Raw genomic sequence first — 24,667 nt, 5'->3', positions numbered from 1 at the left:
GCCGGGCGCCGGACCGCAACCAGGGCGGGCTCCCCTGGGCGCCGCCTGCGCCCTTGGCCGGACCATGCCCGGCCGGAAACGGGACATCCGCGCATGACCACCGACACAGCCCCCCTCCAGGATGACCGGGCGCCGCCGGCGCCGGCCTTCATCGAGGGCGGGACGCCCGAGTTCCGGCGCGTGAACCTAGCGATGCTGGCGGCGGGCTTCTCGACCTTCGCGCTGATGTACTGCGTGCAGCCGCTGATGCCGGTCTTCTCGGAGGAGTTTGGGGTCAGCGCCGCCTCGGCCAGCCTGTCGCTCTCGCTGACCACCGGGCTGCTCGCCGTCTCCATGCTGGTGGCCAGCACCCTGTCGGAGGCGATGGGACGCAAGCCGGTGATGCTCTTCTCCCTGCTGGTCTCGGCGATCCTGACCGTGGTTTCGGCGCTCGTGCCGTCCTGGCACCAGTTCCTGCTGCTGCGGGCCCTGCAGGGGATCACCTTCTCCGGCCTGCCCGCCGTGGCCATGGCCTATGTGAGCGAGGAGGTGCACCCGAAATCCTCCGGCTATGCCATGGGGCTCTACATCAGCGGCAGCGCGCTCGGCGGCATGGGCGGGCGCGTCATCACCGGGCTGATCACGGATCTCGGCTCCTGGCGGCTGGCGGTGGGGGTGATCGGGCTGCTCGGCCTCGTGGCGGCGCTCACCTTCTGGCGGCTGCTGCCCCCGTCGCGCCAGTTCACCCCGCGCAGCGCCCGCCCGCGGGAGCTGGTGGCGAATTTCGTGGTGCATCTGCGCGATCCCGGCCTGCCCTGGCTCTTCCTGGAGGGCTTCCTGCTGATGGGTGGGCTGGTGACCGTGTACAACTACATCGGCTACCGCCTCCTCGCCCCGCCCTTCGGGCTCAGCCAGGCGGTGGTGGGCATGATCTTCACTGTCTATCTGGTGGGGATCGTCAGCTCCACCGTCTCCGGGCGGCTGGCCGACCGGCTGGGGCGGCGGCGGGTCTTCTGGGCCATCGTGCTGGCCATGCTGGCGGGGGTGGCGCTGACGCTCTCCGCCTCGCTGGCCGTGGTCATCCTGGGCATCGCCGTCACCACCTTCGGCTTCTTCGGCGCGCATTCCATTGCCAGTTCCTGGGTCGGGCGGCGGGCACGGCGGGGCCGGGCGCAGGCCTCCTCGCTCTACCTCTTCTGCTACTACATGGGCTCCAGCGTCGCCGGCTCGCTGGGCGGGCTGGCCTGGGCCAGCCATGCCTGGCCGGGCGTGGTGGCCATGGTCGGGGCGATGCTGCTGGTGGCACTGCTGGCGGCCTTCCGCCTCGCAGTGCTCAAGCCCCTGCCGGAAGCCTGAGACCGGGCGGCCCCCTCAGGTACGCGAGGCGGGCGGGGACAGGAGGAAGGGATCGGCCTCCTCCGGCGGAGGGGTGGACGGATGGACCACCCCCGTCAGCGCCGCCAGGAGGCGCCCGCTGAGGGCCACGAGCAGGGTTTCGGTCTCGGCGGCCCGGCCACGCCCGGGGCGGGCCATGGCGGAGACCATGACGATGCGCCGGCCCAGGATGCGGGCGCAGGTCACGTGCTGCCGGTCCGGCGTGCCATCCTCCGAGGACAGGACCGCGACGCAGCGCAGGCTCACCCGGGCGCCGCGCGGGCGGGCGGTGAAGAGGCGCCCCCGCGTGTCCCGGCCATCGAGGATCTCGCCCGCCGTGATGAAGCGGCGCCGGGTTTCCAGGAAGAGGAGCAGTTCCGGAGCCTCGATCCCGTCCGGCGGGTCGGGCGCGATCTCGTCGGAGGGCGGCAGGTCGAGCAGGGCCGTGAAGGCGGACGCGCCGGTCCCCGCGCGCTGGTAGTAGGCGAGCAGCACGGCGGGCGAAAGGCGCTCCACCGCGCCGGCCGGGGCCGGCTTCTGCCCGAAGCCCATCGCCTCCGCCGGCAGGCGCCCCGCCAGGACCACGGCCGTCGCGGCGACGTCGCTCAGGCCCATCCGGGCCGGCTCCGCCGGGGGCGGGGCTGTGCCGCAGCCGGACAGGAGCAGCGGGGCGACCAGCAGGCCGGCGGGTGACAGGAGCGGGAAGAGGCGGAGGAGGCGCTTCACGCAACGCAGCATACAGGATGCGCCGCCCGATCCGGGATAGGCCGCATGCCGTTCCCGCGGCGGATTTCCATGCCGCGAGGGCCGCTCAGAGCCAGCCTTTGCGCTTGAAGTAGAGCACCGGCAGGATCGCGGTGACCACCATCAGCCCGATCGCCACCGGATAGCCGAAATCCCAGCCCAGTTCCGGCATGTCCTTGAAGTTCATGCCATAGATGCTGGCGATCAGCGTGGGCGGCATCAGCGCCACCGAGGCCACGGTGAAGGTCTTGATGATGCCGTTCTGGTCGATGTTGATGACGCCGAGGATGGCGTCGAGCAGGAAGTTCGCCTTGTTGGCAAGGAAGCCCGCATGGTCCACCAGCGACTTCAGGTCGCGCACCAGGGTCTTCACCTGGGCGGTGTTCTCCTTGCGCACCAGCGCGTCCTTCTCGGTGCCGAGATAGGTCAGGATGCGGCTGAGGCCGAGCAGGGTCTCGCTGGCACGGCTGGTGACCTCGCCGACCTGGCCCAGGGCGATCAGCGCGTTGCGCAGGTCCGCATCCCGCCGGTTCGCCTTGGTGGTGCCCTTGGCGGAGCGGAAGGCGGTGCGGCTGGCGGTGTCCATATCCGCGCCGACCCGCTCCAGGATATCGGCCAGCCGGTCCACCACGCTCTCGAACAGGCCGATCATCACCTGGTCGGGAGAGCGCAGCAGGCTCGGCGGGTGCTTGCGGCAGCGGGCCGAGAACATGGCGATGGCCTTGGGGGTGGCGTAGCGCACGGTGATCAGGTTGTGCGCGGCGAGGACGAAGGTGATGGGCGTGCTGCCGAACTCTCCTTCCTCCACGCCATAGAGGAAGTTGGCGGTGAGGAAGAGGGCATCCTCCTCGCGGTAGAGGCGGGAGGAACTCTCGATCTCCTGCTGTTCCTCGCGCGTCGGCACTTCCAGCCCCAGCGCGTCCTGGACGGCGCGCTCCTCCTCCCGGCTCGGGTTCAGCAGGTCGAGCCAGACGGCGCTCCGCAGTTCCTCAGGGGGACGTGTGCCTTCCCGGACTTCCAGGCGGCCGTTCACCACGGTGTAGGTGGTCAGCATGGGAGCAGGGGCATCTCACGTGCTTGATGGGCGGGTGAGCATCTATGACGCCCGCGCAAGGTCGCGGCCAGGGTTCGCCACATGACGATTCCGCCATGCTTCGATGACATTTCCCCCCGTGAGGGCGCGGGACCCCGCGCCGCCGGGGATCAGGCGCGGGGCAGCCCGAAGAGCGCGGCCACGGCCGGAAAGTCGCCAGCCTCGGGATGGCGGCCGGAAGGATACGTCCCGTCCTCCGGGCGGACGAGCTGGCAGGTGGCGAGGCCAGCCTGCCGGGCCGCATCCAGCTCCTCCGCCACATCGGAGAGGAACAGGATCTCCTCCGCCGGCAGGTGCAGGCCGGAAGCGATGGTGCGGTAGCTCGCGGCCTCCCGCTTGGCGCCGACCCGCGTGTCGAAGAAGCCCGAGAAGAGCGGCGTCAGGTCGCCCACCGGGCTGTGGCCGAAAAGCAGCTTCTGCGCCTCCACCGAGCCGGAGGAATAGACGCAGAGGCGCAGCCCGGCCGCCGACCAGGCGCGCAGGCAGGGCGCCACGTCCGGATAGAGATGCGAGGTGAGCCGCCCGTCCTCGTAGCCCTGCCGCCAGATCAGGCCCTGGAGCGCCTTCAGCGGCGTGACCTTGGCATCCGCCGCCATCCAGCCGCGCAGGGCGGCGCGGGGTTCCTGACCCGGAGCGAGGTCCCGCACCCCGGCCAGGATGGCGGCGACCTCGGCCTCCTCCCCATGGCGGTCCAGGAAGCAGTCGAGTTCCGCCTCGGCGAAGGGGAACAGCACCTCTTTCACGAAGGAGATGGCGCTGGTCGTGCCCTCGATATCGGTGAGGATCGCGGCCGGGCGGGCGGCCTTGCCCGAGGGGGTCATGAAAGGATCATGCCTGGGCGGGCGTGCCCGTGGCGGCGGGGAAGCGCCTGGCCATGTCCGTGCCCGTGTAGTGCGGCACCCATCCGGAGGTGTCGGTGAAGATCCGCACGGCGGTGAAGGAAGGATGCGTGCCGGCGTCGAACCAGTGCTGCGTGTTCGCGGGCACGCTGATCAGGTCGCCCGCCGTGCAATGGGCGTCGTAGACCTTGCCGTTCACGTGCAGGATGAAGTTGCCCGACCCTTCGTGGAAGAAGCGGACCTCGTCCTCGGTATGAGTGTGCTCGTCCAGGAACTTGGTGCGCAGCGCTTCCCGCTGCGGATGGTCGGGGGAGAGCTTGATCACATCGGCCGAGCCGGCGCCGGTCTGGCCCAGCAGCATGTCCAGATGCGGGCGGTAGGCATCGAGCACCGCCTCGGCATCGGCGCCATGGGGCAGAGAGACCACGGGCCAGCGCTCGAAGCGCACGCCGATGGCGGCCAGGGTCTCGGCGATGGCGGTGACGTTGTCGGTGTCGAGTTCCACCGCCTTGGTGGCGGCGTCGTGGACGACCAGGCGGCTCATTCGAACATCCCTCCTCGGCTCTGCGCGATCAGCTCGCAACTCAGCATGAATTCCAGGGCCTCCAGCCGCGCCAGCGCCCCGTCCATATCGGCTGCCCATACATAGACGCCATGGCCACGGATCAAATAGCCCGGCGGAATGATCGCCTCGTCCTCCGCCATCTCCCGCCAGCGGGCGGAAACGCGGGACTGGAGCCGGGCGATGTCCTGGTCGTTGTCGAAGACCGGCAGGCTGATCGTGGCGTCATGGGTGGGCAGGCCGGGGAAGGCCTTCAGCAGCTCGTAGCCCTGCAGAAGGATCTCGTCGCCCGACATGCGCGACATGACCGTGTTGGCGATGCTGTGTCCATGCAGCACCGCCCCCGCCTCCGGGAACTGGCGGTAGGCACCGCAATGCAGCAGGGTTTCCGCCGAGGGCCGCAGCGACGGGTCCTCGGGGCGGCCGTCCAGGTCCACGACCATGACATGCCCTTCCTCCAGGAAGCCCTTGTGGCAGCCGGAGCGCGTGACCGCGACCCGGTCGCCGGGCAGGCGGATGGAGAGATTCCCCGCCGTGGCCGGGACCCAGCCGCGCGCATCCATGCGCCGGCCGGTCCCGATGATGCGGCTGACCGCTTCCGCCAGCTCCATGATCCCGATCTCTCCGGACAAGGGAAGCCGGTGCCAGGGGCCCCGGCGAAGGAAAACCGGCCCCACGGGAATCCCTTGCGGGCTTCCTCCGGGGCCGGCGCTGGTCTGTCAGACTTCCGGGCGGAATTCCAGGGTGCGGGTCATGCCCGCCGCGATCCGGGAAGGACGGGCCGGGAAAGGGGAGCCGCGGGCCGATGGCCCGGGCTCCCGGCCGCGATCAGGCCGCGGGGCGGCCCGGATTGGCGGTGGTGGTCGCGTTGTTGGTGCCGGTGGTCGGCGTGCCCGGCGGCGGGGGCGGCAGGTTGGCCGGCGGCACCTGGGTGTCGCGCGCCATGGACTCGTCCTCGTCCTCGCGCATGTTCTTCTTGAACGACTTGATGCCGGTGGCCAGGTCGCCCATCAGGCCGCTGATCTTGCCGCTTCCGAAGAGCAGCAGGACCACCAGCAGGACGATGAGCCAGTGCCAGATGCTGAACGAACCCATGGTGCGGCCTCAATTCCTGTCTTGATGCCGAGGCGCGCCCGGCGGCGCCTCGATCGCGTTTCCCTACCGACACTAGAGCAGAAAGGCACGCGGCGTAATCGCCCGGCCGCCGGATTCTGCCTGCCGGCGGTGATCCGGGGCGCCGCCGCCCGACCGCGCGGGCCGGCGGACCCCTTGCCGATCCTCGCCGGGGAAGCCGGGGCCTCGGGCCGATGGCCCGGGCGGACCGGCACCCGACCCGGAGATGGGGGCGTGCCGGGCCCGGCACAACCACCGGCCGGGCATGGGAGTGGACGGCTTTGCAACGCCTTGTAACGCCACACAGGAAGCGCCCCCCGGTCCGGCGTCCTGGTAGAGGGAAACGGCGTCAGTCGGCCTGGATGTCCAGCCTGCGGATCAGGCCGCCCCAGCGTTCCGTCTCGGCGGCGATGAAGCGGGCGAAATCCTGGCTCGGCAGGCCCATCACCTCGAAGCCGATATTCTCCAGCGTCTGGCGGACCTGCGGCTTCCGGAAGCCCGCCACGGCGAGCGCCTCCAGCCGGGCGCGGTGCGGTTCAGGCATCGAGGCCGGGGCGAAGAGGCCGCTCCAGCCATAGGAGGTGGCGTCCGGGATCCCGGCCTCCGCCAGGGTCGGCACGTCCGGCATCTCGGCGGCGCGGTGCTCGCCGGTGCAGGCGAGGGCGATGAGCTGGCCGTCGCGCACCTGCGGCAGGACCGCGCCGATCGTGACCACCATCGTCTCGATACGGTTGGCCACCATGTCCAGCACCGCCTGCGGGAAGCCGCGATAGGGCACGTGCTCCATCCGCAGCCCTTCCCGCGCCATCAGCTCCACCATGGCGAGGTGCCCGCCGGAACCGGCGCCGACCGAGGCGAAGGACAGCTTGTCCGGATTGGCCTTCACATAGGCGACGAACTCCTGGAGGCTGCGGGCCGGCACGCTCGGCGCGACGACCAGGAGCTGCGGCGCCCGCACCGCCATGGCGATCGGCCGCAGGTCGCGCTGCGGATCATAGGGCAGGTTGCGGTACAGGGCCGGGGCGGTGGTGATCGGCCCGTTGATCGACAGGCAGATGGTATGGCCATCCGTCGCCTTGGCGGCCATGTCGGTGCCGATATTGCCGCCGGCGCCGGGGCGGTTGTCCACCACCACGGGCTGGCCGAGCCCGTCGGCCAGTTCCGGGCCGATGGCGCGGGCCACCAGGTCGGGCGTGGAGCCGGCCGGGAAGGGCAGGATCAGGCGGAGCGGCCGGTCCGGCCAGGGCGCGTCCGCGGCGGGGGCGGCGAGGGCCGAAGTCGCGAAAGGCAGGGCACCGGCGCTGGCGAGCAGGCCGCGGCGGCTGAGGGGCGTGGTCATGGCGTGTCCGTCTTCTCTCCCGGCAGGTCCCGCAAGCCTTCCGCCGGCCCGCGAGGGGAGCCTGCCGGGCCGCCGGGAACCACCGGGACCCATCTTCGCCGGCTGGTGCCACGCGTCCAGGCGCCCCCGGCGAAGGGGCCTTGAGGATTCAGCGCGACGCCTGCCGGGGCAGGTCCCGGTAGATGAAGCCGTAGGCCGGGAAAACCGTGCTGCCGACAACCCGCGCCGGAGGATACCAGACCCGCAACTGGGTCCAGTCATTCCCGGGCGAGACGTCGATCACCGGCTGGTCGCGTGCCACGAGGCCCTTCAGCCCGCCGGAGGCCCAGTTGGCATGGTCCACCAGCACCTCCCGGTTCGAGACCACGCGCGACACCACGGCGAGGTGGCCGTCGCGCAGCCGGGCGGTGCGGCGGAACACCAGCACGCTGCCGGGGCGCGGCTGCGACCCGCGCGCGTAGCTGCCGGCGGCCGTGTCCCACCACTGCCAGGCATCGCCGCGCAGGGCGAGGCCGGAGCGCGCCCGCGCATAGGGCACGCAGCTCAGATAGGTGCCGTTGCCGGCCTCGTAGCCATGGGCGCGCGCCGTTCCGCCGGAGACGGTTCCGCGTGAACCGGCGCAGCCCGCCAGGGCGAGCGGCACGGCCAGCAGGGCGGCCGCCCGCAGCTTCCACCGCACGGACATGATGGCCGCCCCCTCCGGATTCCCTGGCCCGAATCCCCATCCGGCCGCCCCCGCGCCCGGCTTGGCCATGCTAGCCCGCAACCGGTGCCGCCGCGAAGCGTGGCGCGGCCGGGCGAGGATCACGGGCGGGTCGTTCCGGTCCACGGAAAGTTTCGATTTCGTTCCATTGGGGGAGGGCAACCCGGGCCAGCCTGCCCTGTTGAAGCGGCAGCATGAAGCACCATCCTCCCCGGTATCCCGACGATCTTCCTTTCGGCGCCGCCTCCTTCGGTGCCACCCTCCGGTCGTCTGCCCCCCCGGAAGACATGCTGGGCCGCCTGGATGCACTGCTGCCGGGCGTGGAGGAGCGGGCCGCGCGGCTGGACCAGTAGGGCGGGCTGCCGGAGGAGGATGTGGCGGCCCTGGGCAGGGCCGGGCTGCTGGCCGCGCCCCTGCCACGAGCGCTGGGCGGGCTGGGCTGGGGCTCCGAGCCGGAGGGGACGATGCCGCTGATGCGCGCGCTCCGCCGGATCGGCCGGGCCAGCCTGCCGCTGGGGCGGCTCTTCGAGGGGCATGTGAACGCGCTGCGGCTGGTGGCCGCCCATGGCACGCCGGATCAGGCGGAGGCCGCCGCCGCGGATGCCCGGGCCGGCTGCCTCTTCGGGGTCTGGGCCGCCGAGCGGCCGGAACGGGGGCTGGTGCTGGAGGAAGGGATGCGCCGGCTGCGCGGGGGCAAGATCTGGTGCTCCGGGGCCGGGCTGGTGGAACGGGCGCTGGCTCCGGCCCAGGCGCCGGATGGGGTGCGGATGCTTCTCCTGCCGCTGCCGAAGGGCACCGGGCGGGCGGATCTTTCCGTCTGGACGGCCTCGGGCATGCGGGCCTCGGGCACCGGCAACGTGGATTTCGGCGGGATGGAGGTGGGGCCCGGGGCGCTGATCGGTCCGCCGGGGACCTACTTCGCCCAGCCCGGCTTCTCCGGCGGGGCCTGGCGCTTCCTGGCGGTGCATCTGGGGGGCATCGAGGCGGTGGTGGAGGCGCTGCGCCGCCATCTCGACGCGACCGGCCGGGGCGGCGACCCGCACCAGCAGGCGCGGCTGGGCCAGGCCGTGACGGAGGCCGAGGCGGCGCGGCTCTGGGTGCGCGAAGCGGCCTGGATGGCGGAGGAGCCGGAAGCCGGCGGAACCGATCCGGCGCGGGTCGTGGCCTATGTCGATCTGGCGCGCGGCGCGGTGGAACGGGCCGGGCTGGCGGTGATGGAACTGGCGCAGCGTTCCATCGGCCTGGGGGCCTTCCTGCGCCCGGCCGCCATCGAGCGCATCGCGCGGGACCTCGCCACCTATCTGCGGCAGCCCGGGCCGGACCGCGCCCTGACCTCGGCGGCGCAACATGCCCTGGCGGCGCCGGCCCCGATCGGCGAGCTTTGGGAACGGTGAGTGGGAGCGGTGAGTGGGAGCGGTGAGTCTGGGCGCAGCCGCGGCTCCCCCCGGTTTGACGAAGGCTGAGATGATCGCATGAAGGCCCACGAGTTTCTCCGCGCCGCGGAATCCTGGCCGCTGGGCGGGCTGGAGGCGCTGTTGCCGGATGCCGGGCCGGTCCTGCTGCTCTCGCCGCATCCGGATGACGAATCCCTCGGCTGCGGCGGGCTGCTGGCGCAGCTCGCGACGCGTGGGCGTGAGGTCCGGGTGGTGCTGGTCTCGGACGGTGCCGCCTCGCATGCCTCGCGCCTCTATCCGCCACGCAGGCTGGCGGCGTTGCGCCAGGAGGAGATGGTGGCGGCGCTGGCCGTGCTCGGCCTGGGACCGGAACGGCTGGTGGCGCTGGGCCTCCCCGATGGGGCGGTGCCGCAGGAGGGGCCGGGCTTCGAGGCGGCGGCGCATGCCATCGCCAACCTGGCGCTGCGTGACGGCGCCACCACGATCCTCGCCCCCTGGGAGGAGGACCCGCATGGCGACCACCTCGCCACCTGGCGGATGGCGCGCCATGCCGCGCGGGATCTGGGCCTGCGCCTGCTGGCCTATCCCGTCTGGGGCTGGCGGCACCTCTATCCGGGGATGCTGGCGCCGGTGGAGCCGGTGGAACTCGCCGCCGTGCCGCGGGGCGTGCGGCTGGACATCGCGGCGGAGCTTCCCGTCAAGCGCGCGGCGGTGGCGGCGCATCGCAGCCAGACCACCGGGATGATCGGGGACGACCCTGGCGGTTTCGTCCTGTCGCCAGCGGCCCTCGACGTGCTGCTGCGTCCCTGGGAACTCTATCTGGAGGTGACGCCATGAGCCGCAGCGAGCGCAGCCTGCCGAGCAGCTATTTCGACGATATCTATGCCGGGAACCCGGACCCCTGGGGTTTCGAGAGCAAGCCCTATGAGCGGGAGAAATACGCCGCCACCCTCGCGGCCTTGCCGCGTGCGCATTACGCGGCGGCGCTGGAGATCGGCTGTTCCATCGGCGTGCTGACGGAGGAGCTGGCGAAGCGCTGCGACCGCCTGCTGGCGCTGGACGCGGCCGAGGCGCCGCTGGCGCGGGCACGGCAGCGGCTGGCCGGGCAGGCGCATGTGGAGTTCCTGCATGGGCGCATCCCGGAGGACTGGCCCTCCGGGGATGGGCCGGAGGGGCGGTTCGACCTGATCCTGTTCTCCGAGGTGCTGTATTTCCTCGATGGCGAGGACCTGAAGCGTGTCTGCGAAAGGGTCGCGCGCTCGCTGCGCCCCGGCGGCGACGTGGTGCTGGTCCATTGGTTACCGGAGACCGATTTCCCGCTTTCCGGCGACGAGGCCACGGAACGCTTCATCGCCGGCACGGTGGATGTGCTGAAGCCCCTGTCGGCGAGCCGGAGCGAGTTCTACCGGATGGACACGCTGCGGCGCGTGGATTGAATCGCCGCGCCCCTGTCGCCGGGCGGGGGTCGCGAAGGGGAATCGGCATGACAGGTGAGAGCCGCCGCATCGGCGACCGGCAGGTGACACTGCTGCTCGACGGCATCTTCGAACTGCCGCCGGGCGTGGTGGTGCATCCCGGCGGGACGGAGGCGCGCGACCTCGCGCTGGGCGTGCTGCGCGGCACGACCGTCCGGATCGACGTCAACGCCTTCCTGTTGCGCGGGCCGGACGGCGTCACGCTGGTCGATGCCGGGACGGGCCATGCCTGGGGGCCGGGGCTCGGGCATATCCGCGCGGCGCTGGCACGGCATGGCGTCGAGCCCGGGCAGGTGGACCGCGTGCTGCTGACCCATCTCCATGGCGATCACGCCCTGGGCCTGCTCGACGACATGCAGCCCTGGCTGCCGCGGGCGGAGATCCTGGCGCCGGAGCGGGACCTGGCCTTCTTCACCGATGCCGCAGCCCGCGAGGCGACGCCGCCGGAGCGGCGCGGCGGCTTCGGAATCGCGGAGAAGCTGGCGGGGGCCTATGCCGGGCGGCTGCGCGCCGTCCCCGCCGGGGAGGTGCTGCCGGGCATCGAACTGGTGCCGATGCCGGGTCATACGCCGGGCCATGCAGGCTATCTGCTGCACAGCGCCGGGGCGGGCGACAGCTTGTTGCTCTGGGGCGACCTGCTGCATCTCGCCGGGCCGCAATCCGCCGATCCGGAGCTGAGCCTGGCCTATGATCTCGACCCCGCCGAGGCCCGGCGCAGCCGCCGGGCGGGGCTGGAGCGGGCGGCCGCCTCGGGCTGGCTGGTCGCGGGCGGGCATGTCACCGGCTTCGGCCGGGTGCAGGAGGATGGCGCGGGGTTCCGGATGGTGGCCGGCTGATCTCCGGTCCGGCGCGAGGTCCCGATGTCCGCCTGTCAGTTGCCTTGCGCCTCGCGGATGGCGCGGCGCAGCTTGGCGACTCCGGTGCGGGGATAGCCCTTCCGGCACAGGGTCAGGCCCTCATCGCCCAGTTCCTTGGCCGGCGTGGTCCGGGCGCCCGGCAGGGCGGCGAGGCGGCTCGCCAGCTCCTGGCAGTATTCCGGACGGTCCGGCCGCACATGCCAGAGATCCCGCGCCTCCGTCTCCACGGCCAGCCTGGCGGTCTGAAGGGAGGCGGTCTGGAGACAGAACAGGGGCCCGGCGAGGAGCAGGACCGGCGCGATGGCCTTATGTGGCATGGCCCCTTATCGGGTACCGGATACTGTGCCGCCATGAGCGTGCCGTGAAAGCTGCGTTAGCCGCTCGCCTCGTCATCCGGCTGCTCCGGGTCCATCGGCAGGCGCAGCGTGACGCTCAGGCCGGGCCGGGAATTTCCGGGCCGCGTATCGGCGAGGATCACCTCCCCGCCATGCAGCGCGGTCACGGCGCGGACCAGCGACAGGCCGAGGCCGGAACCCGGCGTGGCGCGGGCTCCGTCGGTGCGGAAGAACCGCTCCCCGGCGCGGGCGCGCTCCTCGGGGTTCATGCCCGGCCCCTCATCCGCCACGGTGACATGCACCGCCTGACGGTCGCGGAAGGCGCGCAGCCGCACCGTGCTGTCCGGCGGCGAGAACTTCACCGCATTGTCCAGCAGGTTGGCCACCGCCTGCAGCAGCAGGTCGCGGTTGCCCACCAGCGGCAGGTTGGGCTGGATCTCCGCCACCAGGCTCTGTTCCGCCGCCTCGGCCGAGGCGCCGTAGAGTTCCGCCGCATCCGCCAGCACCGGGGCGAGGTCGAAGGGGGCGAAGGCGGCGCGCCGGGCGCCGGCCTCCACCTCCGCGATCCGCAGCACCGCCTGGAAGACCCGGGTGATACCGTCCAGGTCTGCGATGCCGCGGTCCACCGCCTGGCGCAGCAGCTCCGCCGCCTCCTGGTCCGGGGCGCCCTCGGCCTCGGCCAGCGCGTCCTCCAGCTTGGCGCGGGCGCGGGCGATCGGCGTGCGCAGGTCGTGGGCGATGGCGTCGGACACGCCGCGCACCCCCTCCATCAGCGTGGCGATGCGGTCCAGCATGTTGTTCATGGCGCTGCCGAGGCGGTCGAACTCGTCCTCCCGGCCCGAAAGCGGCACGCGCTGGCTCAGGTCGCCCTGCGCGATCGCGGCGGCGGTGTCGGCGGCGGGCTGGAGCCGGTCCTCCAGCGCCCGGCGCAGCACCCAGGCACCGGCGAAGGCGAAGAAGGCAGCGGCGGCGGCGGACCAGGCGAGGCCCTCGTTCAGCAGCTCCCGCAGCCGCAGCTTGTCCTCCACGTCGCGGCCCAGCAGCAGCACGTCGCCATTGGGGAAGTCGAGGCGGAAGATCCGCGCCTCGGTCAGCACGCCCTCCCGCAGCAGGGACAGGGATTGCCAGCGCGGCCCGGCGAGATAGGTATCGAAATAGCCGTCGCGCGGCGCCTCCAGGTTCCCGGCGAGCCGGTGCCCCGTGGCGTCGGTCAGGAGGTAAAGGCTCTGGTCCTCCACGTCCTCGGCGAGATGCTGGGCGATGGCCTCGATCAGCCCGTCACGCCCGGCCTCCCGCCAGCGTTCCTGGAAAACGGCGGCATCGCTGCGGATGGTGGCGTCCGTCTGCCGGTCCAGCGCCCCGGCGGTGCCCCACCAGAGCACGGCGGCGAAGACCAGCCCGGCCAGCAGGAAGACGGTGGCGAAGAAGGCGGCCGCGCGGAAGCCGGCACCGCCCACCAGCCGCGCCAGCCGCTGGCCGAGCAGGCGCAGCCCGGCCAGCGGCTGGCGCGGCCGCCGTGGCGGCCCGTTCGGCGCTCCGGCCGGCAGCTTGTGCGGGGGGCCGCCCGGCGATGGCCCGCCCGCCCGTCCGCGCTCCGCTTCCCGCTCCGGTCCGTCCGGTGGCTCGGCGTTCATCGCGGCATCACGCCTCTGTCCTGGCCCGCGCGGCCTCCGCGCCACCGGGGCGGGGCGGGGCCGGTTCCCGTTGCCGGCCTCCCCGGATACGCATGGAGGGGCCGCCGTCAGGGATCCGCGCGCAGCATGTAGCCGGCGTTGCGGATGGTATGGATCAGCGGCTTGTCGAAGCCCTTGTCCAGCTTCTGGCGGAGGCGGGAGACATGCACGTCGATCACGTTGGTCTGCGGATCGAAGTGATAGTCCCAGACCTTCTCCAGCAGCATGGTGCGCGTCACCACCTGCCCGGCATGGCGCATCAGGTGCTCCAGCAGGCGGAACTCGCGCGGCTGGATCTCGATGCGCTTGTCGCCGCGCGTCACGGTGCGGGAAAGCAGGTCGAGCTCCAGGTCCGCGACCTTCAGCCGCGTGGCCGGCGCATCCACCGCCGGGCGGCGGCCCAGCGCCTCGACGCGGGCGAGCAGCTCGGCGAAGGCGAAGGGCTTGGCGAGATAGTCGTCGCCGCCGGCCTTGAGCCCCTTCACGCGCTCATCCACGGCGCTGAGGGCGGACAGGAACAGCACGGGCGTCCGGTTCCCCTGGGTACGCAGGGTTTCCACCAGCCGCACGCCATCGACGCCGCCGGGCAGCATCCGGTCGAGCACCAGCAGGTCGAAGGGCTCCGAGGCGGCGAGGAACAGGCCGTCCCGGCCATTGGACGAATGCTCGACGGTATGCCCCGCTTCGCGCAGCCCCTTGGTCACGAAGCGGGCGACCTCGGCGTCGTCCTCCACAAGCAGAATCCGCATTCCAGGTCTCCCGGCGGGAAGTTGTGCTTAGCCCAGACCGTGCTGGATGGGCAGGCTGATGACATTCCGGCCTTTTGTGAAGGCCGGATCAGTCGGAGCGGTCATTCCCGCCGCGCCCTGGAGTCCGCCCCAGCCGTGATTGGGGGTGGGGGCGATCACAGCAGCGTTCCGCGCAGGATGGCCGAGGCGACGGAGAAGTAGATCACCAGCCCCGTGACATCCACCAGCGTCGCCACGAAGGGGGCGGAGGCGCTGGCCGGATCGAAGCCGATGCGCTTCAGGATGAAGGGCAGCATCGAGCCGGCGAGGGAACCGAAGGTCACGATGCCCACCAGGGCGGCGCCCACGGTCAGGGCGATCAGCACCCAGTGCTCACCATAGTCGAAGAAGCCGAGTTCCTGCCAGATCGTGATGCGCGCCATGCCGATGACGCCCAGGATGGCGCCCAGGGTGAGGCCGGTCGGCAGCTCGCGCAGCGCCACGCGCCACCAGTCGCGCAGCCGCAGCTCGCCCAGCGCCAGGGCGCGGATCAGCAGCGAGGTCGCCTGGCTGCCGGAATTGCCGCCCGAGCTCATGATCAGCGGGATGAACAGCGTCAGCACCACGGCGCGCTCCAGCGCATCCTCGTAGTGCTGCATGGCGCTGGCGGTGAGCATCTCGCTCAGGAACAGGGCGCAGAGCCAGCCGGCGCGCTTGCGGATCATGCCCACGAAGCTGAGCTCGGTATAGGGCTCGTGGCTCGCCTCCATGCCGCCGAAGCGCTGCACGTCCTCGGTGCCTTCCTCCACGATGGCGTCGAGCACGTCGTCCACCGTGACGATGCCGAGGATGCGGTGCGCGTCGTCCACCACCGGCACGGCCAGCAGGTCGTGGCGGCGGAACAGGCGGGCGACCTCCTCCCGGCTGGTCAGCGGCGTGACGGTGACGGGCTCGGCCTCGCGCGTGGCGGAGAGGATGAAATCCCCCGGCTCCGCGGTGATGAGGCGGCGCATGGTGGCAGCGCGCACCAGGGCCCGCGTCCGCGGCTCCACCACATAGATCGCGTAAACCGTCTCGCGCGTCCGCTCGACCGCCCGGATATGCGCCAGGGTCTCCGCCACCGTCCAGTTGGAGGGGACGCTGACGAACTCGGTCGTCATGATGCTGCCGGCGGTGCGCGGCGGATAGGAGAGCAGGCGCTGCACGGCCAGCGCCATCTCGGCGCTGAGCCGCGCCACCAGCGCGGCCCGCTCGGTGCCCTCGAGGTCGCGCAGCATGTCGGCCACGCGGTCGGCGGACATGCCTTCCAGCAGCACCGCGGCGCGGTCGCGCGGCAGGAAGTGGATGATCTCCGCCGGATCGTCGAGCTCGGGCTTGTCGAGGATCTCGACGGCGCGCTCGTCGGGCAGCAGCGCCAGGGCGGCGGCGGCTTCCTCGGGGGTGAGGATGTTCGCCCGCTCCACCGCATCCGCGACATGGCCCTGGGCGAGCTGCGTGGCGAAATACTCGGCCGGGCTCGGCTCGCGCAGGGTGGGCGCGGGGCCGGGGCCGGAGCTCCGGTCAGCCAGGGCGCCGCCGGGGGTGTCTCTGTTCGTGTCCATGTTCCACCGTTCCGTCAGGCCGTTGACAGCGGAACGCAGGGAACCGGACCCGGAGACGGGATCAGTCCGCGCAGGCCACCAACGGCGAGCGAGATCGACTGTGACTGTCGCTTGGCATGAGCTTCGTCTGGGGGTTTCGGTGCCGTGCCGGACCCGGAAGGTGCCGCGCGGCGGGAAGGCGCATGACCCTTTCGCGCCGCGGTGTCAAGCAGGGGCGCGGAGGCCCCGGGGGCCTGCCGCGCGGAGAAGGACGACGGTACAGGGAAGAAGCTGTTGCCGGCCTTACGGGCCATTAGGGAAGTTGCAGCGTTTTAGGATGGCGTTAACGAACGGAGGGCAATTTCACGGGCATGAGCATGGTCCTCACCCCTCCGGGCATCGGCCCGGGTTTCGGCCCGACCGCCGATTCACGCCTTCACGACCCATCCCCGGAACCTCTCCCGGCCGGGCCTGCACGGGACGGCGGCCGGGTGCTGGCCGCCTATGATGCCTCCCTGCAGGCCCTCCGGGCCGGGGGCCTGCAGCCCGGCATGCGGCGGCACACGCTCCCAGTCGGGCGGGAGGGGGAACGCTTTCTGGTCCTGCAGGTCGAGCCGCGGCCACCGGCGGAAATGGAGGCGGCGCGGCAGGCCTATCTCATGAACGGGCGCATCCTCCAGGCCGTGGACAGCGCGCTGCGGATCGACCGGCTGGGCTGATGCGGCGGATCAGGCCGCCCGCCGGGGGAGAGGCGCGTCGGCCAGCACCAGCAGGCTGCCCTGGGAGCAGAACTCGATCCGCGCCGCCACGCCATAGACCTCGGCCAGGATCGCCGGGGTCAGCGTGTCCCCGGGCGTGCCGTCCGCCCGCACCGTGCCGTCGTGCAGCACCACCACCCGGTCCGAGAACCGGGCGGCGAGGCTGAGGTCGTGCAGCACCACCACGCCGACCAGCCCGTGTTCCAGCACCGTCTGCCGCACCAGTCCCATCACCGAGAGCTGGAAGCGCAGGTCGAGCGCCGAGGTCGGCTCGTCGAGCAGCAGCACCTCCGGCTCCCGCACCAGGGCCTGGGCGAGGCCGGCGAGCTGCCGCTGGCCGCCGGAGAGCCGGTCCAGACCGCGCAGGGCGAGGTCGGAGATGCCCAGCCGCTCCAGCATCGCGAGGCCGCGGCGGGCGGCTTCCTCGCCCGAGACGGCGCCGGAGGCGGGGGGCACGGCCTTCAGCGCGCCGACCAGCGTTTCCAGCACGGTGAGCGCCACGCCCTGGGGCAGGCCCTGCGGCATGTAGGAGACATGGCGCGCGCGCCGGCCGACCGACATGGCGGACAGGTCCTGGCCGCCGAGATGCACCTGGCCCTTCGCCGGCACCAGCCCGGCGAGGCCGCGCAGCAGGGTGGACTTGCCGGCGCCGTTGGGGCCGACCAGGGCGGTCAGCGTGCCGGGCAGCATGGGGCGCAGCGACAGGTCGCGGATGATCTGCCGCCGGCCATAGCCGACCGAGACATGCCCGACGGTCAGGGGCTGGCGGTTGTCCGTGTGGAGGATGGCTTCGTCCCTCATGCCGCGCGGGCCCGGCCGAAGACCAGCGCCACGAAGACGGGCACGCCGATCAGCGCGGTGACGATGCCGATCGGGATCAGCAGCCCCGGCACGATCATCTTGGAGGCGATGGAGGAGAGCGAGAGCAGCACCGCGCCGCAGAGGGCGGAGGCGGGCAGGAAGTAGCGGTGGTCCTCGCCCACCATCAGCCGCGCCGCATGCGGGCCGACGAGGCCGACGAAGCCGATCGTGCCGACGAAGGCGACGGAGACGGCGGCGAGCAGCGAGACGCGCAGCAGCGAGCCCCGGCGCAGCGCGGTGGCATCCACGCCGAAGGAGCGGGCGCGGTCCTCGCCGAGGCGAAGCGCCGTCAACTTCCAGGTGGCGCGGGCGCAGAAGGGGACGCAGACGGCCAGCGCCAGTGCCATGATGCCGATCTTTGGCCAGGTGGCGCGGGCCAGCGAGCCCATGGACCAGAAGACGAGCTGTTGCAGCGCCTGTTCCGTGGCCACGAACTGCAGCAGCGCCACCAGCGCGTTCATGGCGAAGACCAGGGCGATGCCGAACAGCACCAGCGCATCCACCCCGGCGCCGCGCAGTCGCGACATGAAGTGCAGCAGCAGCATCGAGGCGAAGGCGAAGACGAAGGCATTGGCCGGGATCAGCCAGTCCTGCGGCACCCAGGGCACGCCGCGGCCCAGCACGATGGCGAGCGCCGCGCCGAGCGAGGCGGCGGAGGAGACGCCGAGGGTGAAGGGGCTGGCCAGCGGGTTGTTCAGCACCGTCTGCATCTCCGCCCCCGCCAGTGCCAGGGCGGCGCCCACCAGCACCGCCATCAGCGCGTAGGGCAGGCGGACATCCCAGACGATGACGCGCATCGGGCCGGTCGCGCCATCGGGCGAGAGGATGGTGGAAAGCACGTCGGCGAAGGGCAGGCGGGAGGGGCCGGTCATCACGTCGCAGACCAGCGCCACCAGCAGCAGCAGGGTCAGGAAGGCGAGCAGGGCGCCACGGCGGAGCAGGAGGCGCCGGTAATCCGCCGCGGCGAGGTCATGCGAGGTGGCGGCGCTCACCGCGGGAAAGCCCCCGGCCCCGGGCATGGCGGGTTGCCCCGATGGGTCCGGCCCCGGCGGGGGAGGCTCCGGCGGGATGTGTGGTGTCGCAGGTGCGGTGCGGCGGGGTCGGCGGCATGGACGGCTCCATACACCAATTCGCCTGGCGCTGATAATCATTCGCGGGTGGTGCCACGCTCCGGCGCCATGCTTGCGGGGCATGGCCCCGCAAGCCGCTCCCGAGGGGCGCTCCCAGGCGCGGAGGCCGGCCTCAGCCGGCGCCGCTGGGCCGCCGCCCGACCTGGACGGGGACCTCCTGCTGCCGCCCGTCGCGGATCAGGGTCAGCCGCACGGTCTGCCCCGGCGCCACCCCGGCCACCGAGCGGATCAGCACGCGCGAGGTATCGACCCTTTCGCCGTCCAGCGCGATCACCAGATCCCCCTGGCGCAGGCCGGCGCGGGCGGCGGGGCTGTTGCGCTCCACCCCCTGCACCAGCACGCCGCGCCGGCCACGCCCGCCTTCCGGCGCGGCATCCTGCACCGCCACGCCGAGCCAGCCGCGCTCCACCCGCCCGTCGCGGCGGAGCTGCTCGATCACCGGCCGGGCGAGGTCGGAGGGCGTGGCGAAGCCGATCCCGGCCGAGCCGCCGGAGGGCGAGAAGATCGCGGTGTTGATGCCGATCACCTCGCCATCGAGGTTGAAGAGCGGGCCGCCGGAATTGCCGGGGTTGATGGCGGCGTCGGTCTGGATGAAGTCGTCGAAGGGGCCGGCGCCGATCTCGCGCCCGCGGGCGGAGACGATGCCGGAGGTGACGGTGCCGCCCAGGCCGAAGGGATTGCCGGCGGCCAGCACCCATTGCCCCACGCGCAGCTTGCTGGAGGAGCCCCAGGGGACGGATTTCAGCGTCTCCTTGCTCTCGATCCGAAGCAGGGCGAGGTCGGTGAGGTCGTCGGTGCCCACCACCCGGGCCGGCATCTCGGTCCCGTCCTGGAGCGCCACCACGACACGGTTGGCATTGCCGACCACATGGTTGTTGGTCACGACGAGGCCGGAAGGATCGATAATGAAGCCCGAGCCGGCGCCCTGCACCTGCTGGCGGCCCCGGCGCTCCCGGAAGAAGCGCTCATAGGGGGTGCCGCGCATGTCGGGGGGGATCTGGACCTGCTGCTCCCCGGTGACGGCGATGTTCACCACGGCGGGCAGGACCTTCTCGGCCAGGTCGGCGAAATCGATCACCGCCACCCGCTGCGCCTCGGCGGGGAAGGGGCGGGCGGTGCAACCCGCCATGGCGAGGCCGGTGAAGGCAAGCAGGGCGCTGCGTCGGCTGCTGTGCTGGATCATGGGCGGATCATCCTCCATCCCGCGCGGCGCCAAAAGGGCCGAAGCCGGGGTTTGCGCCGGTCGCGGCGGCGCTCCGGTGGCGGTGTGCGGGGGATGTGGCGAAAAAACCATCCGGTGGCGCGGCCTTCCGGTCAGGCCCTTCCAACTGGGCCCGCCGGTGGCGGGGAAAAGCCCCGGTCAGCGGCATGGCTCCGGGGCGTGAAGCCGAAGGGCGCGGGGCAGCCCCGCGGGCAGGGCGGGACGAACAGGCCCCGGCACCCTATCTGTAGCCGGACGGCCCCGGCAATTCCGCCCGGGCCACCGGATGGAAGGACGCATGGTCCCCTTCACCCTTCTCGACCTCTCGCCCATTCCGCAGGGCGCGGATGCCGGCACGGCGCTGCGCAACAGCATCGACCTGGCCCGCCATGCCGAGTCCTGGGGCTACCGGCGCTTCTGGCTGGCCGAGCACCACAACATGCCCGGCATCGCCAGTGCCGCCACGGCGGTGGTGATCGGCCAGGTGGCGGCCGCGACCTCCCGCATCCGGGTCGGCGCGGCGGGCATCATGCTGCCCAACCATGCCCCGCTGGTGATCGCGGAGCAGTTCGGCACGCTGGCGGCGCTCTTTCCCGGACGTATCGACCTGGGGCTGGGCCGGGCACCGGGCAGCGACATGCGGGCCGCCCGTGCCCTGCGCCGCAACCTGGACAGCGACCCGGACGGCTTCCCGCGCGATGTGGTGGAGCTGCAGGCCTATTTCCGCCCCGCGCGGCCGGGGCAGCCGCTCCAGGCCGTGCCGGGGGCGGGGCAGGAGGTGCCGCTCTGGATTCTCGGTTCCTCGCTCTATGGTGCGCAGCTCGCGGCGGCGCTGGGCCTGCCCTATGCCTTCGCCTCCCATTTCGCACCGGATGCGCTGGACGAGGCGCTGCGGATCTACCGGGAGCAGTTCCGTCCCTCGGAGCAGCTCGACCGGCCCTATGTGGCTGCCGCGATCAATGTCTTCGCGGATGAGACGGAGGCCGGGGCGCGCCGGCTCTTCACCTCGTTGCAGCAGCAGTTCCTGAACCTGCGCCGCGGCACGCCAGGGCAGTTGCCGCCGCCGGTGGACGACATGGACCGGCACTGGAACGCCGCCGAGCGGGCCGGCACGGAGCGGGCGTTGTCCTGTTCCGCGGTGGGCACGCCGGAGCAGGTGCGGGCCGGGCTGGAGGCTTTCCTGGAGCGGACCGGGGCGGACGAGCTGGTGCTGACCGGGCAGATCTTCGACCACGAGGCCCGGCTGCGCTCCTTCCGCCTCGTGGCGGAACTGGGCGAGGGCCTCGCTGCCCGGCGTGACAGGGCATGAAGGCGGAAAGCCGGGGATAGGGACCGTGGGCGGGATGGGGTGGGTGGCTTGATCGCCCGGTCTATCCTGCAAACATGCGCGAATGCCCCGTCGGTCACTGCCGGGGGGCGGACGGGGGAGCGACCTGAGCCTGACGGACGAGGATCTCGATGCCCTGACCGACCGCCTCTACGAGGCGGCGCTGCGCCCCGACCTCTGGGAGGGTGTGTTCGACGAGCTGGGACGGATGATGCAGGTCGGCGATGGGGGCGCGGGGATGGTCACGATCCGCCAGGGCGTCGGATTCATCACCTCGCCCAGCCTGAAGCCGGTGACGGAGGACTGGTTCGCCCAGGGCTGGGACCGGCGTTCGGACCTGCCGGAGCGCCTGCGGCGGCGGGACGAGCCGCGCTTCCTGCAATATGCCGAACTCTACACGCGTGGCGAGCTTTCGGCGGACCCGCATTACCAGGAGTTCCTGCGGCCGAAGAACCTGGGCTGGGGCGCCTATTCCGTGATCCGTCTGCCGGATGAGGAGGGGCTGCTGTTCAGCATCGAGCGGCAGTTCTCCCGCGGCCCGCTGGAGGACGCCCAGCTCCGCGCGCTCGACCGGCTGCGGCCCCATCTGGCGCGTGCCGCGGCCCTGGTCGCGCGACTGGGCCGTGGCCTGCTGAACCGGCAGATCGACCTGCTGGAGGAGATCGACCTGCCGGCGGCCGTCCTGGGCCGTGGCGGCCGCGTCCTGGCCGCGAACCAGGCCCTGCTGGGCCGGAAGGGGGCGGTGCCGGGGGCCGGGGATCGGCTGGCCCTGCCGGATCAGGAGCTGGAGCGGCAGGTGCTGGTGGCGCTGGACGCGATCTCGGCGGGGCGGGTGCCGCCAATCCTGTCCTTCGCCAGCGCGGCCCGGGCGGAGGAGCCGGCCGTGATCCTGCGGCTCCTCCCCCTTCGCCGTGGGGCGCAGGAGTTCTTCAGCGGTGCGCTGGCGCTGATGGTCCTGAACGAGGTGCGGCTGCCGCTCCCGCCGGAACCCAGGCTGTTGCAGGAGCTTTTCGGCCTGACCCCGGCCCAGTCGCGGCTGGCGAGGCTGCTGATGCAGGGTCACAGCCTGCCGCAGGCGGCCGCGGCCACGGGCCTGTCGCGGGAAACGCTGCGGACGCAGTTGCGCGCGATCTTCGAGAAGACCGGCACCGGGCGGCAGGCGGAGCTGGTGGCCCTGCTCAGCCGCCTGGCGCCGTGGACGAAGCCACAGCGGCGATAGGCCCCCGCCCGGCCCCTACAGGTCGAGGCCGCGGCGGCGCAGCTCCTGCCGGTGCTTGGCGATGGCTTCCTCAGCGACCTTCCGGCCCCAGCTCTGCCCCAGCGCCACGCCCTGCTGCATGATCTGCGGCATCAGCCGCAGCGACTTCTGGCCCAGGGGCGTGCCGTAGAAGGCCACCAGCTCCCGCAGTTCGGCGGCGCTGAAGTTCTGCGCGTAGATCGCGGCGAAGGCACCGGTCAGCTCCGGCAGGCGGGCGCGGAATTCCGGCAGCAGGACCTCGTCCATCACCTTCCGGATCTCACCGGCGGGGGTCCTGGGCGACTGGCGCTGCATGCCCTCGATGATGGAACCGCGCATGGCGGTGATCATCTGGTCCATCAGCGCCGCCATGCCCGTGGCCCGGATGAGGTCCTGTGCCGCGTCCAGGGCCTCCGGATCGGGGGCTGGGGCCGGGGTGGCGGCGGGGGCGGGCTGGGCCAGGGATGCCGGGACACCCGCCAAGCTGGCAATGCCCACACTGGCAATAACCACACGGGCAATACTCAGGCCGGCGGTGAGCAGGCCGGCGCGCGGGAGAAGGGGCGGGAGGCGCATCACGGGTCCCTCGTCTTTCGCAGGGCCGGGGCCGGCGGGCCGCGGGTCCGGCCTGGCGCTCCCCGTACGGAATGGTTGTGGGTCCTCCGCGCAGGCAGGACCACCCGCTTCGCTCAGGATGCGTATCGCGCTTCGGTAAGGTCGATCTCCCGCACCAGATGGCGGAGCGTCTCGTCCTCGATGCGCCGGGCGCGGCGCAGGCGGTAGAGCTCGTCGCGCTCGGCCCGCAGCCCGGCGAGGCGCAGGTGGTGCTCGACGGCCACGCGTTTCCGGGCGCGCTCCTGCTCCTCCGGCGCCTGCGCATGGGTGTCGCTGGAGCGGCGATAGGGCTCCATCGCGTGGGAGGCGGCCTCGGCGAAGAGGTCGGCGTCGTCGCGGCCCTCGGCCAGTTCGTGCTGCACGCGCTCGATGGCGCGGATGGCGGCGCTGGCGGCGGCGGCACGGGCCTCGTCCTCCTCGTGCTCCTCCGTGGGTTGCGGCGGCAAGCGGAGCCTGCGCAGCAGGGGTGGCAGGGCGAGGCTGGCCACGACCAGGGACAGCAGGATCACGCCCATGGCGAGGAAGATGGCGAGGTCGCGCGCCGGGAAGGGTGCGCCCTCCAGCGTCACCAGCGGCAAGGTGAGCACGCCGGCCAGGGTGATCGCGCCCTTCACCCCGGCCAGGGCGGTGACGGCGATGAGATGCCAGCTCGGCCGCTGCGGGTGCTCGCCCTTCCGCGCCGCCCGCAGCAGGACGAACTGGAGCGAGACCCAGACCCAGGCGAAGCGCAGCACGGCGAGGCCGAGGGTGATGGCGATGACGTAGAGGATGAGCCAGCTCTGGTCGTGATGCTCGGCCTGGTTCACCGTCTCGGCGGCACTCGCCAGGATGCGGGGGAGCTGCTCGCCCAGCAGGATGAAGATGGCGCCGTTGGCGGCGAGCTGCACCGTGTCCCAGACCGCGGCGCGGCGCATGCGCGTGACCGCCAGGGCGATGCCGAGATTTTCCACGTAGTTCATGGCGATGCCGGCGGCGACGGCGGCCAGGATGCCGGAGGCGTGCACATGCTCGGCGGCGAGATAGGCGCCGAAGGGGATCAGCAGGCTGATCAGCGTCTGGATGCCCGGGTCCTCCCCGGCGCGGCGCAGCAGGCGCTTGTGCGCGAAGCTGATGGCCACCGTCACGGCCACGCCGACGGCGACGCCGCCGAGGGCGAGTTGCAGGAAGGTGACGGAGGCCTCGGCGAGAGAGAAGCTGCCGGTGAGCGCCGCCGCGACGGCGAAGCGCAGGCAGACCAGGCCGGAGGCGTCGTTCAGCAGGGATTCGCCCTCGAGGATATGCATCAGCCGGTGCGGGATGGGCACACGCGCGGCGACCGAGGATACGGCGATCGGATCGGTGGGCGAGAGCACGGCGGCGAGGGCGAAGGCGACGGCCAGCGGCATGGCCGGGATCAGCCAATGGATGAAGAGGCCCATGCCGAGCACGGTGAAGACGACGAGGCCGAGCGCCAGGGCGAGGATGGTCCAGCCATCGCGGAAGAAGCCGCGCTTGGGGATGCGCCAGCCGTCGAGGAAGAGCAGGGGCGGCAGGAAGACGAGGAAGAAGATCTCCGGCTCCAGCTCCACCTCGAAATGCATGCCGTAGGCCAGCAAGGCGCCGAGGGCGATCTGTAGCAGCGGAAGGGGCAGGGGAAGCGGGGAGAGGCGGGCGACGTAGTTGCTCACCACCACGGCGAGCAGCATGACGAGGACGATGGTGATGATTTCCATGGAATCTTCCCGAGCCTGTTTCCGTCTCCGGTTCCGCT

General features: G+C 72.1%; 26 protein-coding genes. 9 read left to right on the top strand and 17 right to left on the bottom strand.

What is annotated here, in order from left to right; genetic code table 11:
- The first annotated feature begins 93 nt into the window (after positions 1-93).
- Positions 94-1,335 (top strand): MFS transporter, encoded by a 1,242-nt coding sequence (locus MVG78_RS16195; RefSeq protein WP_247553223.1) that lies wholly within the window; start codon positions 94-96, stop codon positions 1,333-1,335.
- Positions 1,336-1,350: 15 nt separating this feature from the next.
- Here the strand turns inward: MVG78_RS16195 and MVG78_RS16190 are convergent, their stop codons facing one another.
- The 8 genes from MVG78_RS16190 to MVG78_RS16155 form a co-directional block, all read right to left on the bottom strand.
- On the bottom strand, positions 1,351-2,079 hold the full coding sequence (locus MVG78_RS16190) for a hypothetical protein (protein WP_247553222.1): 729 nt from the start codon (positions 2,077-2,079) through the stop codon (positions 1,351-1,353).
- A gap of 85 nt (positions 2,080-2,164) precedes the next feature.
- A complete protein-coding gene (corA, locus tag MVG78_RS16185) occupies positions 2,165-3,151 on the bottom strand; it encodes a magnesium/cobalt transporter CorA (protein WP_247553220.1) in 987 nt (328 codons plus the stop codon).
- 149 nt (positions 3,152-3,300) lie between these two features.
- Positions 3,301-4,011 carry an acireductone synthase gene (gene mtnC / locus MVG78_RS16180; RefSeq protein WP_247553219.1) on the bottom strand — a complete coding sequence of 237 codons (711 nt, stop codon included), beginning with the start codon at positions 4,009-4,011 and terminating at the stop codon, positions 3,301-3,303.
- 7 nt (positions 4,012-4,018) lie between these two features.
- Positions 4,019-4,573, bottom strand: coding sequence for a 1,2-dihydroxy-3-keto-5-methylthiopentene dioxygenase (locus tag MVG78_RS16175; protein WP_247553217.1), 555 nt, complete (start codon positions 4,571-4,573; stop codon positions 4,019-4,021).
- Positions 4,570-5,202 carry a methylthioribulose 1-phosphate dehydratase gene (locus MVG78_RS16170; protein ID WP_247553216.1) on the bottom strand — a complete coding sequence of 211 codons (633 nt, stop codon included), beginning with the start codon at positions 5,200-5,202 and terminating at the stop codon, positions 4,570-4,572. The genes MVG78_RS16175 and MVG78_RS16170 overlap by 4 nt, the downstream gene beginning before the upstream one ends.
- 217 nt (positions 5,203-5,419) lie before the next feature.
- Positions 5,420-5,686, bottom strand: coding sequence for a twin-arginine translocase TatA/TatE family subunit (locus tag MVG78_RS16165; protein WP_247553214.1), 267 nt, complete (start codon positions 5,684-5,686; stop codon positions 5,420-5,422).
- A gap of 367 nt (positions 5,687-6,053) precedes the next feature.
- The gene (locus MVG78_RS16160; protein ID WP_247553212.1) at positions 6,054-7,043 is read right to left on the bottom strand and encodes a Bug family tripartite tricarboxylate transporter substrate binding protein; all 990 of its coding nucleotides are present in this window, start codon (positions 7,041-7,043) and stop codon (positions 6,054-6,056) included.
- Positions 7,044-7,191: 148 nt separating this feature from the next.
- Positions 7,192-7,728 carry a CHAP domain-containing protein gene (locus MVG78_RS16155; RefSeq protein WP_247553210.1) on the bottom strand — a complete coding sequence of 179 codons (537 nt, stop codon included), beginning with the start codon at positions 7,726-7,728 and terminating at the stop codon, positions 7,192-7,194.
- 212 nt (positions 7,729-7,940) lie between these two features.
- On the opposite strand from MVG78_RS16155, the gene MVG78_RS16150 reads away from it, so the two are divergent.
- The 5 genes from MVG78_RS16150 (at position 7,941) to aidB (ending at position 11,451) form a co-directional block, all read left to right on the top strand.
- A complete protein-coding gene (locus tag MVG78_RS16150) occupies positions 7,941-8,099 on the top strand; it encodes a hypothetical protein (protein WP_247553208.1) in 159 nt (52 codons plus the stop codon).
- A gap of 21 nt (positions 8,100-8,120) precedes the next feature.
- Positions 8,121-9,140 (top strand): acyl-CoA dehydrogenase family protein, encoded by a 1,020-nt coding sequence (locus MVG78_RS16145; protein ID WP_247553206.1) that lies wholly within the window; start codon positions 8,121-8,123, stop codon positions 9,138-9,140.
- 78 nt (positions 9,141-9,218) lie between these two features.
- On the top strand, positions 9,219-9,977 hold the full coding sequence (locus tag MVG78_RS16140; protein WP_247553204.1) for a PIG-L deacetylase family protein: 759 nt from the start codon (positions 9,219-9,221) through the stop codon (positions 9,975-9,977).
- Complete coding sequence (locus MVG78_RS16135; RefSeq protein WP_247553202.1) at positions 9,974-10,576, top strand: class I SAM-dependent DNA methyltransferase; 603 nt, start codon at positions 9,974-9,976, stop codon at positions 10,574-10,576. The genes MVG78_RS16140 and MVG78_RS16135 overlap by 4 nt, the downstream gene beginning before the upstream one ends.
- Before the next feature lie 47 nt (positions 10,577-10,623).
- Positions 10,624-11,451, top strand: a complete 828-nt coding sequence (aidB, locus tag MVG78_RS16130) for an AidB family quorum-quenching N-acyl homoserine lactonase (protein WP_247553200.1) — start codon at positions 10,624-10,626, stop codon at positions 11,449-11,451.
- 35 nt (positions 11,452-11,486) lie between these two features.
- On the opposite strand, the gene MVG78_RS16125 is transcribed toward aidB, so the two are convergent.
- The 4 genes from MVG78_RS16125 to mgtE all read right to left on the bottom strand — a co-directional run bounded on the left by MVG78_RS16125 (position 11,487) and on the right by mgtE (position 15,809).
- On the bottom strand, positions 11,487-11,789 hold the full coding sequence (locus MVG78_RS16125) for a hypothetical protein (protein ID WP_247553198.1): 303 nt from the start codon (positions 11,787-11,789) through the stop codon (positions 11,487-11,489).
- Positions 11,790-11,845: 56 nt separating this feature from the next.
- Complete coding sequence (locus tag MVG78_RS16120) at positions 11,846-13,441, bottom strand: sensor histidine kinase (RefSeq protein ID WP_247553196.1); 1,596 nt, start codon at positions 13,439-13,441, stop codon at positions 11,846-11,848.
- Between the two features lie 107 nt (positions 13,442-13,548).
- Positions 13,549-14,229, bottom strand: coding sequence for a winged helix-turn-helix domain-containing protein (locus tag MVG78_RS16115; RefSeq protein ID WP_019461493.1), 681 nt, complete (start codon positions 14,227-14,229; stop codon positions 13,549-13,551).
- A gap of 155 nt (positions 14,230-14,384) precedes the next feature.
- Positions 14,385-15,809 carry a magnesium transporter gene (mgtE, locus tag MVG78_RS16110; RefSeq protein ID WP_247553194.1) on the bottom strand — a complete coding sequence of 475 codons (1,425 nt, stop codon included), beginning with the start codon at positions 15,807-15,809 and terminating at the stop codon, positions 14,385-14,387.
- A gap of 470 nt (positions 15,810-16,279) precedes the next feature.
- Between mgtE and MVG78_RS21585 the strand changes: the two genes are divergently transcribed.
- Complete coding sequence (locus MVG78_RS21585) at positions 16,280-16,507, top strand: hypothetical protein (RefSeq protein WP_282615015.1); 228 nt, start codon at positions 16,280-16,282, stop codon at positions 16,505-16,507.
- A gap of 9 nt (positions 16,508-16,516) precedes the next feature.
- Here the strand turns inward: MVG78_RS21585 and MVG78_RS16100 are convergent, their stop codons facing one another.
- The 3 genes from MVG78_RS16100 to MVG78_RS16090 form a co-directional block, all read right to left on the bottom strand.
- Positions 16,517-17,347, bottom strand: coding sequence for an ABC transporter ATP-binding protein (locus tag MVG78_RS16100; protein WP_247553186.1), 831 nt, complete (start codon positions 17,345-17,347; stop codon positions 16,517-16,519).
- Entirely contained in the window at positions 17,344-18,399 is a 1,056-nt protein-coding gene (locus tag MVG78_RS16095; RefSeq protein WP_247553185.1) for a FecCD family ABC transporter permease, read from the bottom strand. Before MVG78_RS16095 ends, MVG78_RS16100 begins: the two co-directional genes overlap by 4 nt.
- Positions 18,400-18,649: 250 nt before the next feature.
- Positions 18,650-19,720, bottom strand: a complete 1,071-nt coding sequence (locus MVG78_RS16090; RefSeq protein WP_247553183.1) for a S1C family serine protease — start codon at positions 19,718-19,720, stop codon at positions 18,650-18,652.
- Between the two features lie 316 nt (positions 19,721-20,036).
- On the opposite strand from MVG78_RS16090, the gene MVG78_RS16085 reads away from it, so the two are divergent.
- Both MVG78_RS16085 and MVG78_RS16080 read left to right on the top strand, forming a co-directional pair.
- Complete coding sequence (locus MVG78_RS16085) at positions 20,037-21,047, top strand: LLM class flavin-dependent oxidoreductase (protein ID WP_247553182.1); 1,011 nt, start codon at positions 20,037-20,039, stop codon at positions 21,045-21,047.
- A gap of 82 nt (positions 21,048-21,129) precedes the next feature.
- Entirely contained in the window at positions 21,130-22,284 is a 1,155-nt protein-coding gene (locus tag MVG78_RS16080) for a helix-turn-helix transcriptional regulator (protein ID WP_247553180.1), read from the top strand.
- Positions 22,285-22,299: 15 nt separating this feature from the next.
- Here MVG78_RS16080 and MVG78_RS16075 read toward each other — a convergent pair whose 3' ends face one another.
- Both MVG78_RS16075 and MVG78_RS16070 read right to left on the bottom strand, forming a co-directional pair.
- Positions 22,300-22,785: a DUF2059 domain-containing protein gene (locus MVG78_RS16075; protein WP_247553178.1), complete on the bottom strand. Its 486-nt coding sequence runs from the start codon at positions 22,783-22,785 to the stop codon at positions 22,300-22,302.
- A 206-nt stretch (positions 22,786-22,991) separates the two neighbouring features.
- Complete coding sequence (locus MVG78_RS16070) at positions 22,992-24,629, bottom strand: Na+/H+ antiporter (RefSeq protein WP_247553176.1); 1,638 nt, start codon at positions 24,627-24,629, stop codon at positions 22,992-22,994.
- Between the last annotated feature and the right edge of the window lie 38 nt (positions 24,630-24,667).

Origin of the sequence: Roseomonas gilardii subsp. gilardii (assembly GCF_023078375.1) — a bacterium.
GTDB lineage: Bacteria > Pseudomonadota > Alphaproteobacteria > Acetobacterales > Acetobacteraceae > Roseomonas > Roseomonas gilardii.
Note: the sequence above shows the minus strand (reverse complement) of the source record. Positions and strands in the feature narration are given on the sequence as shown.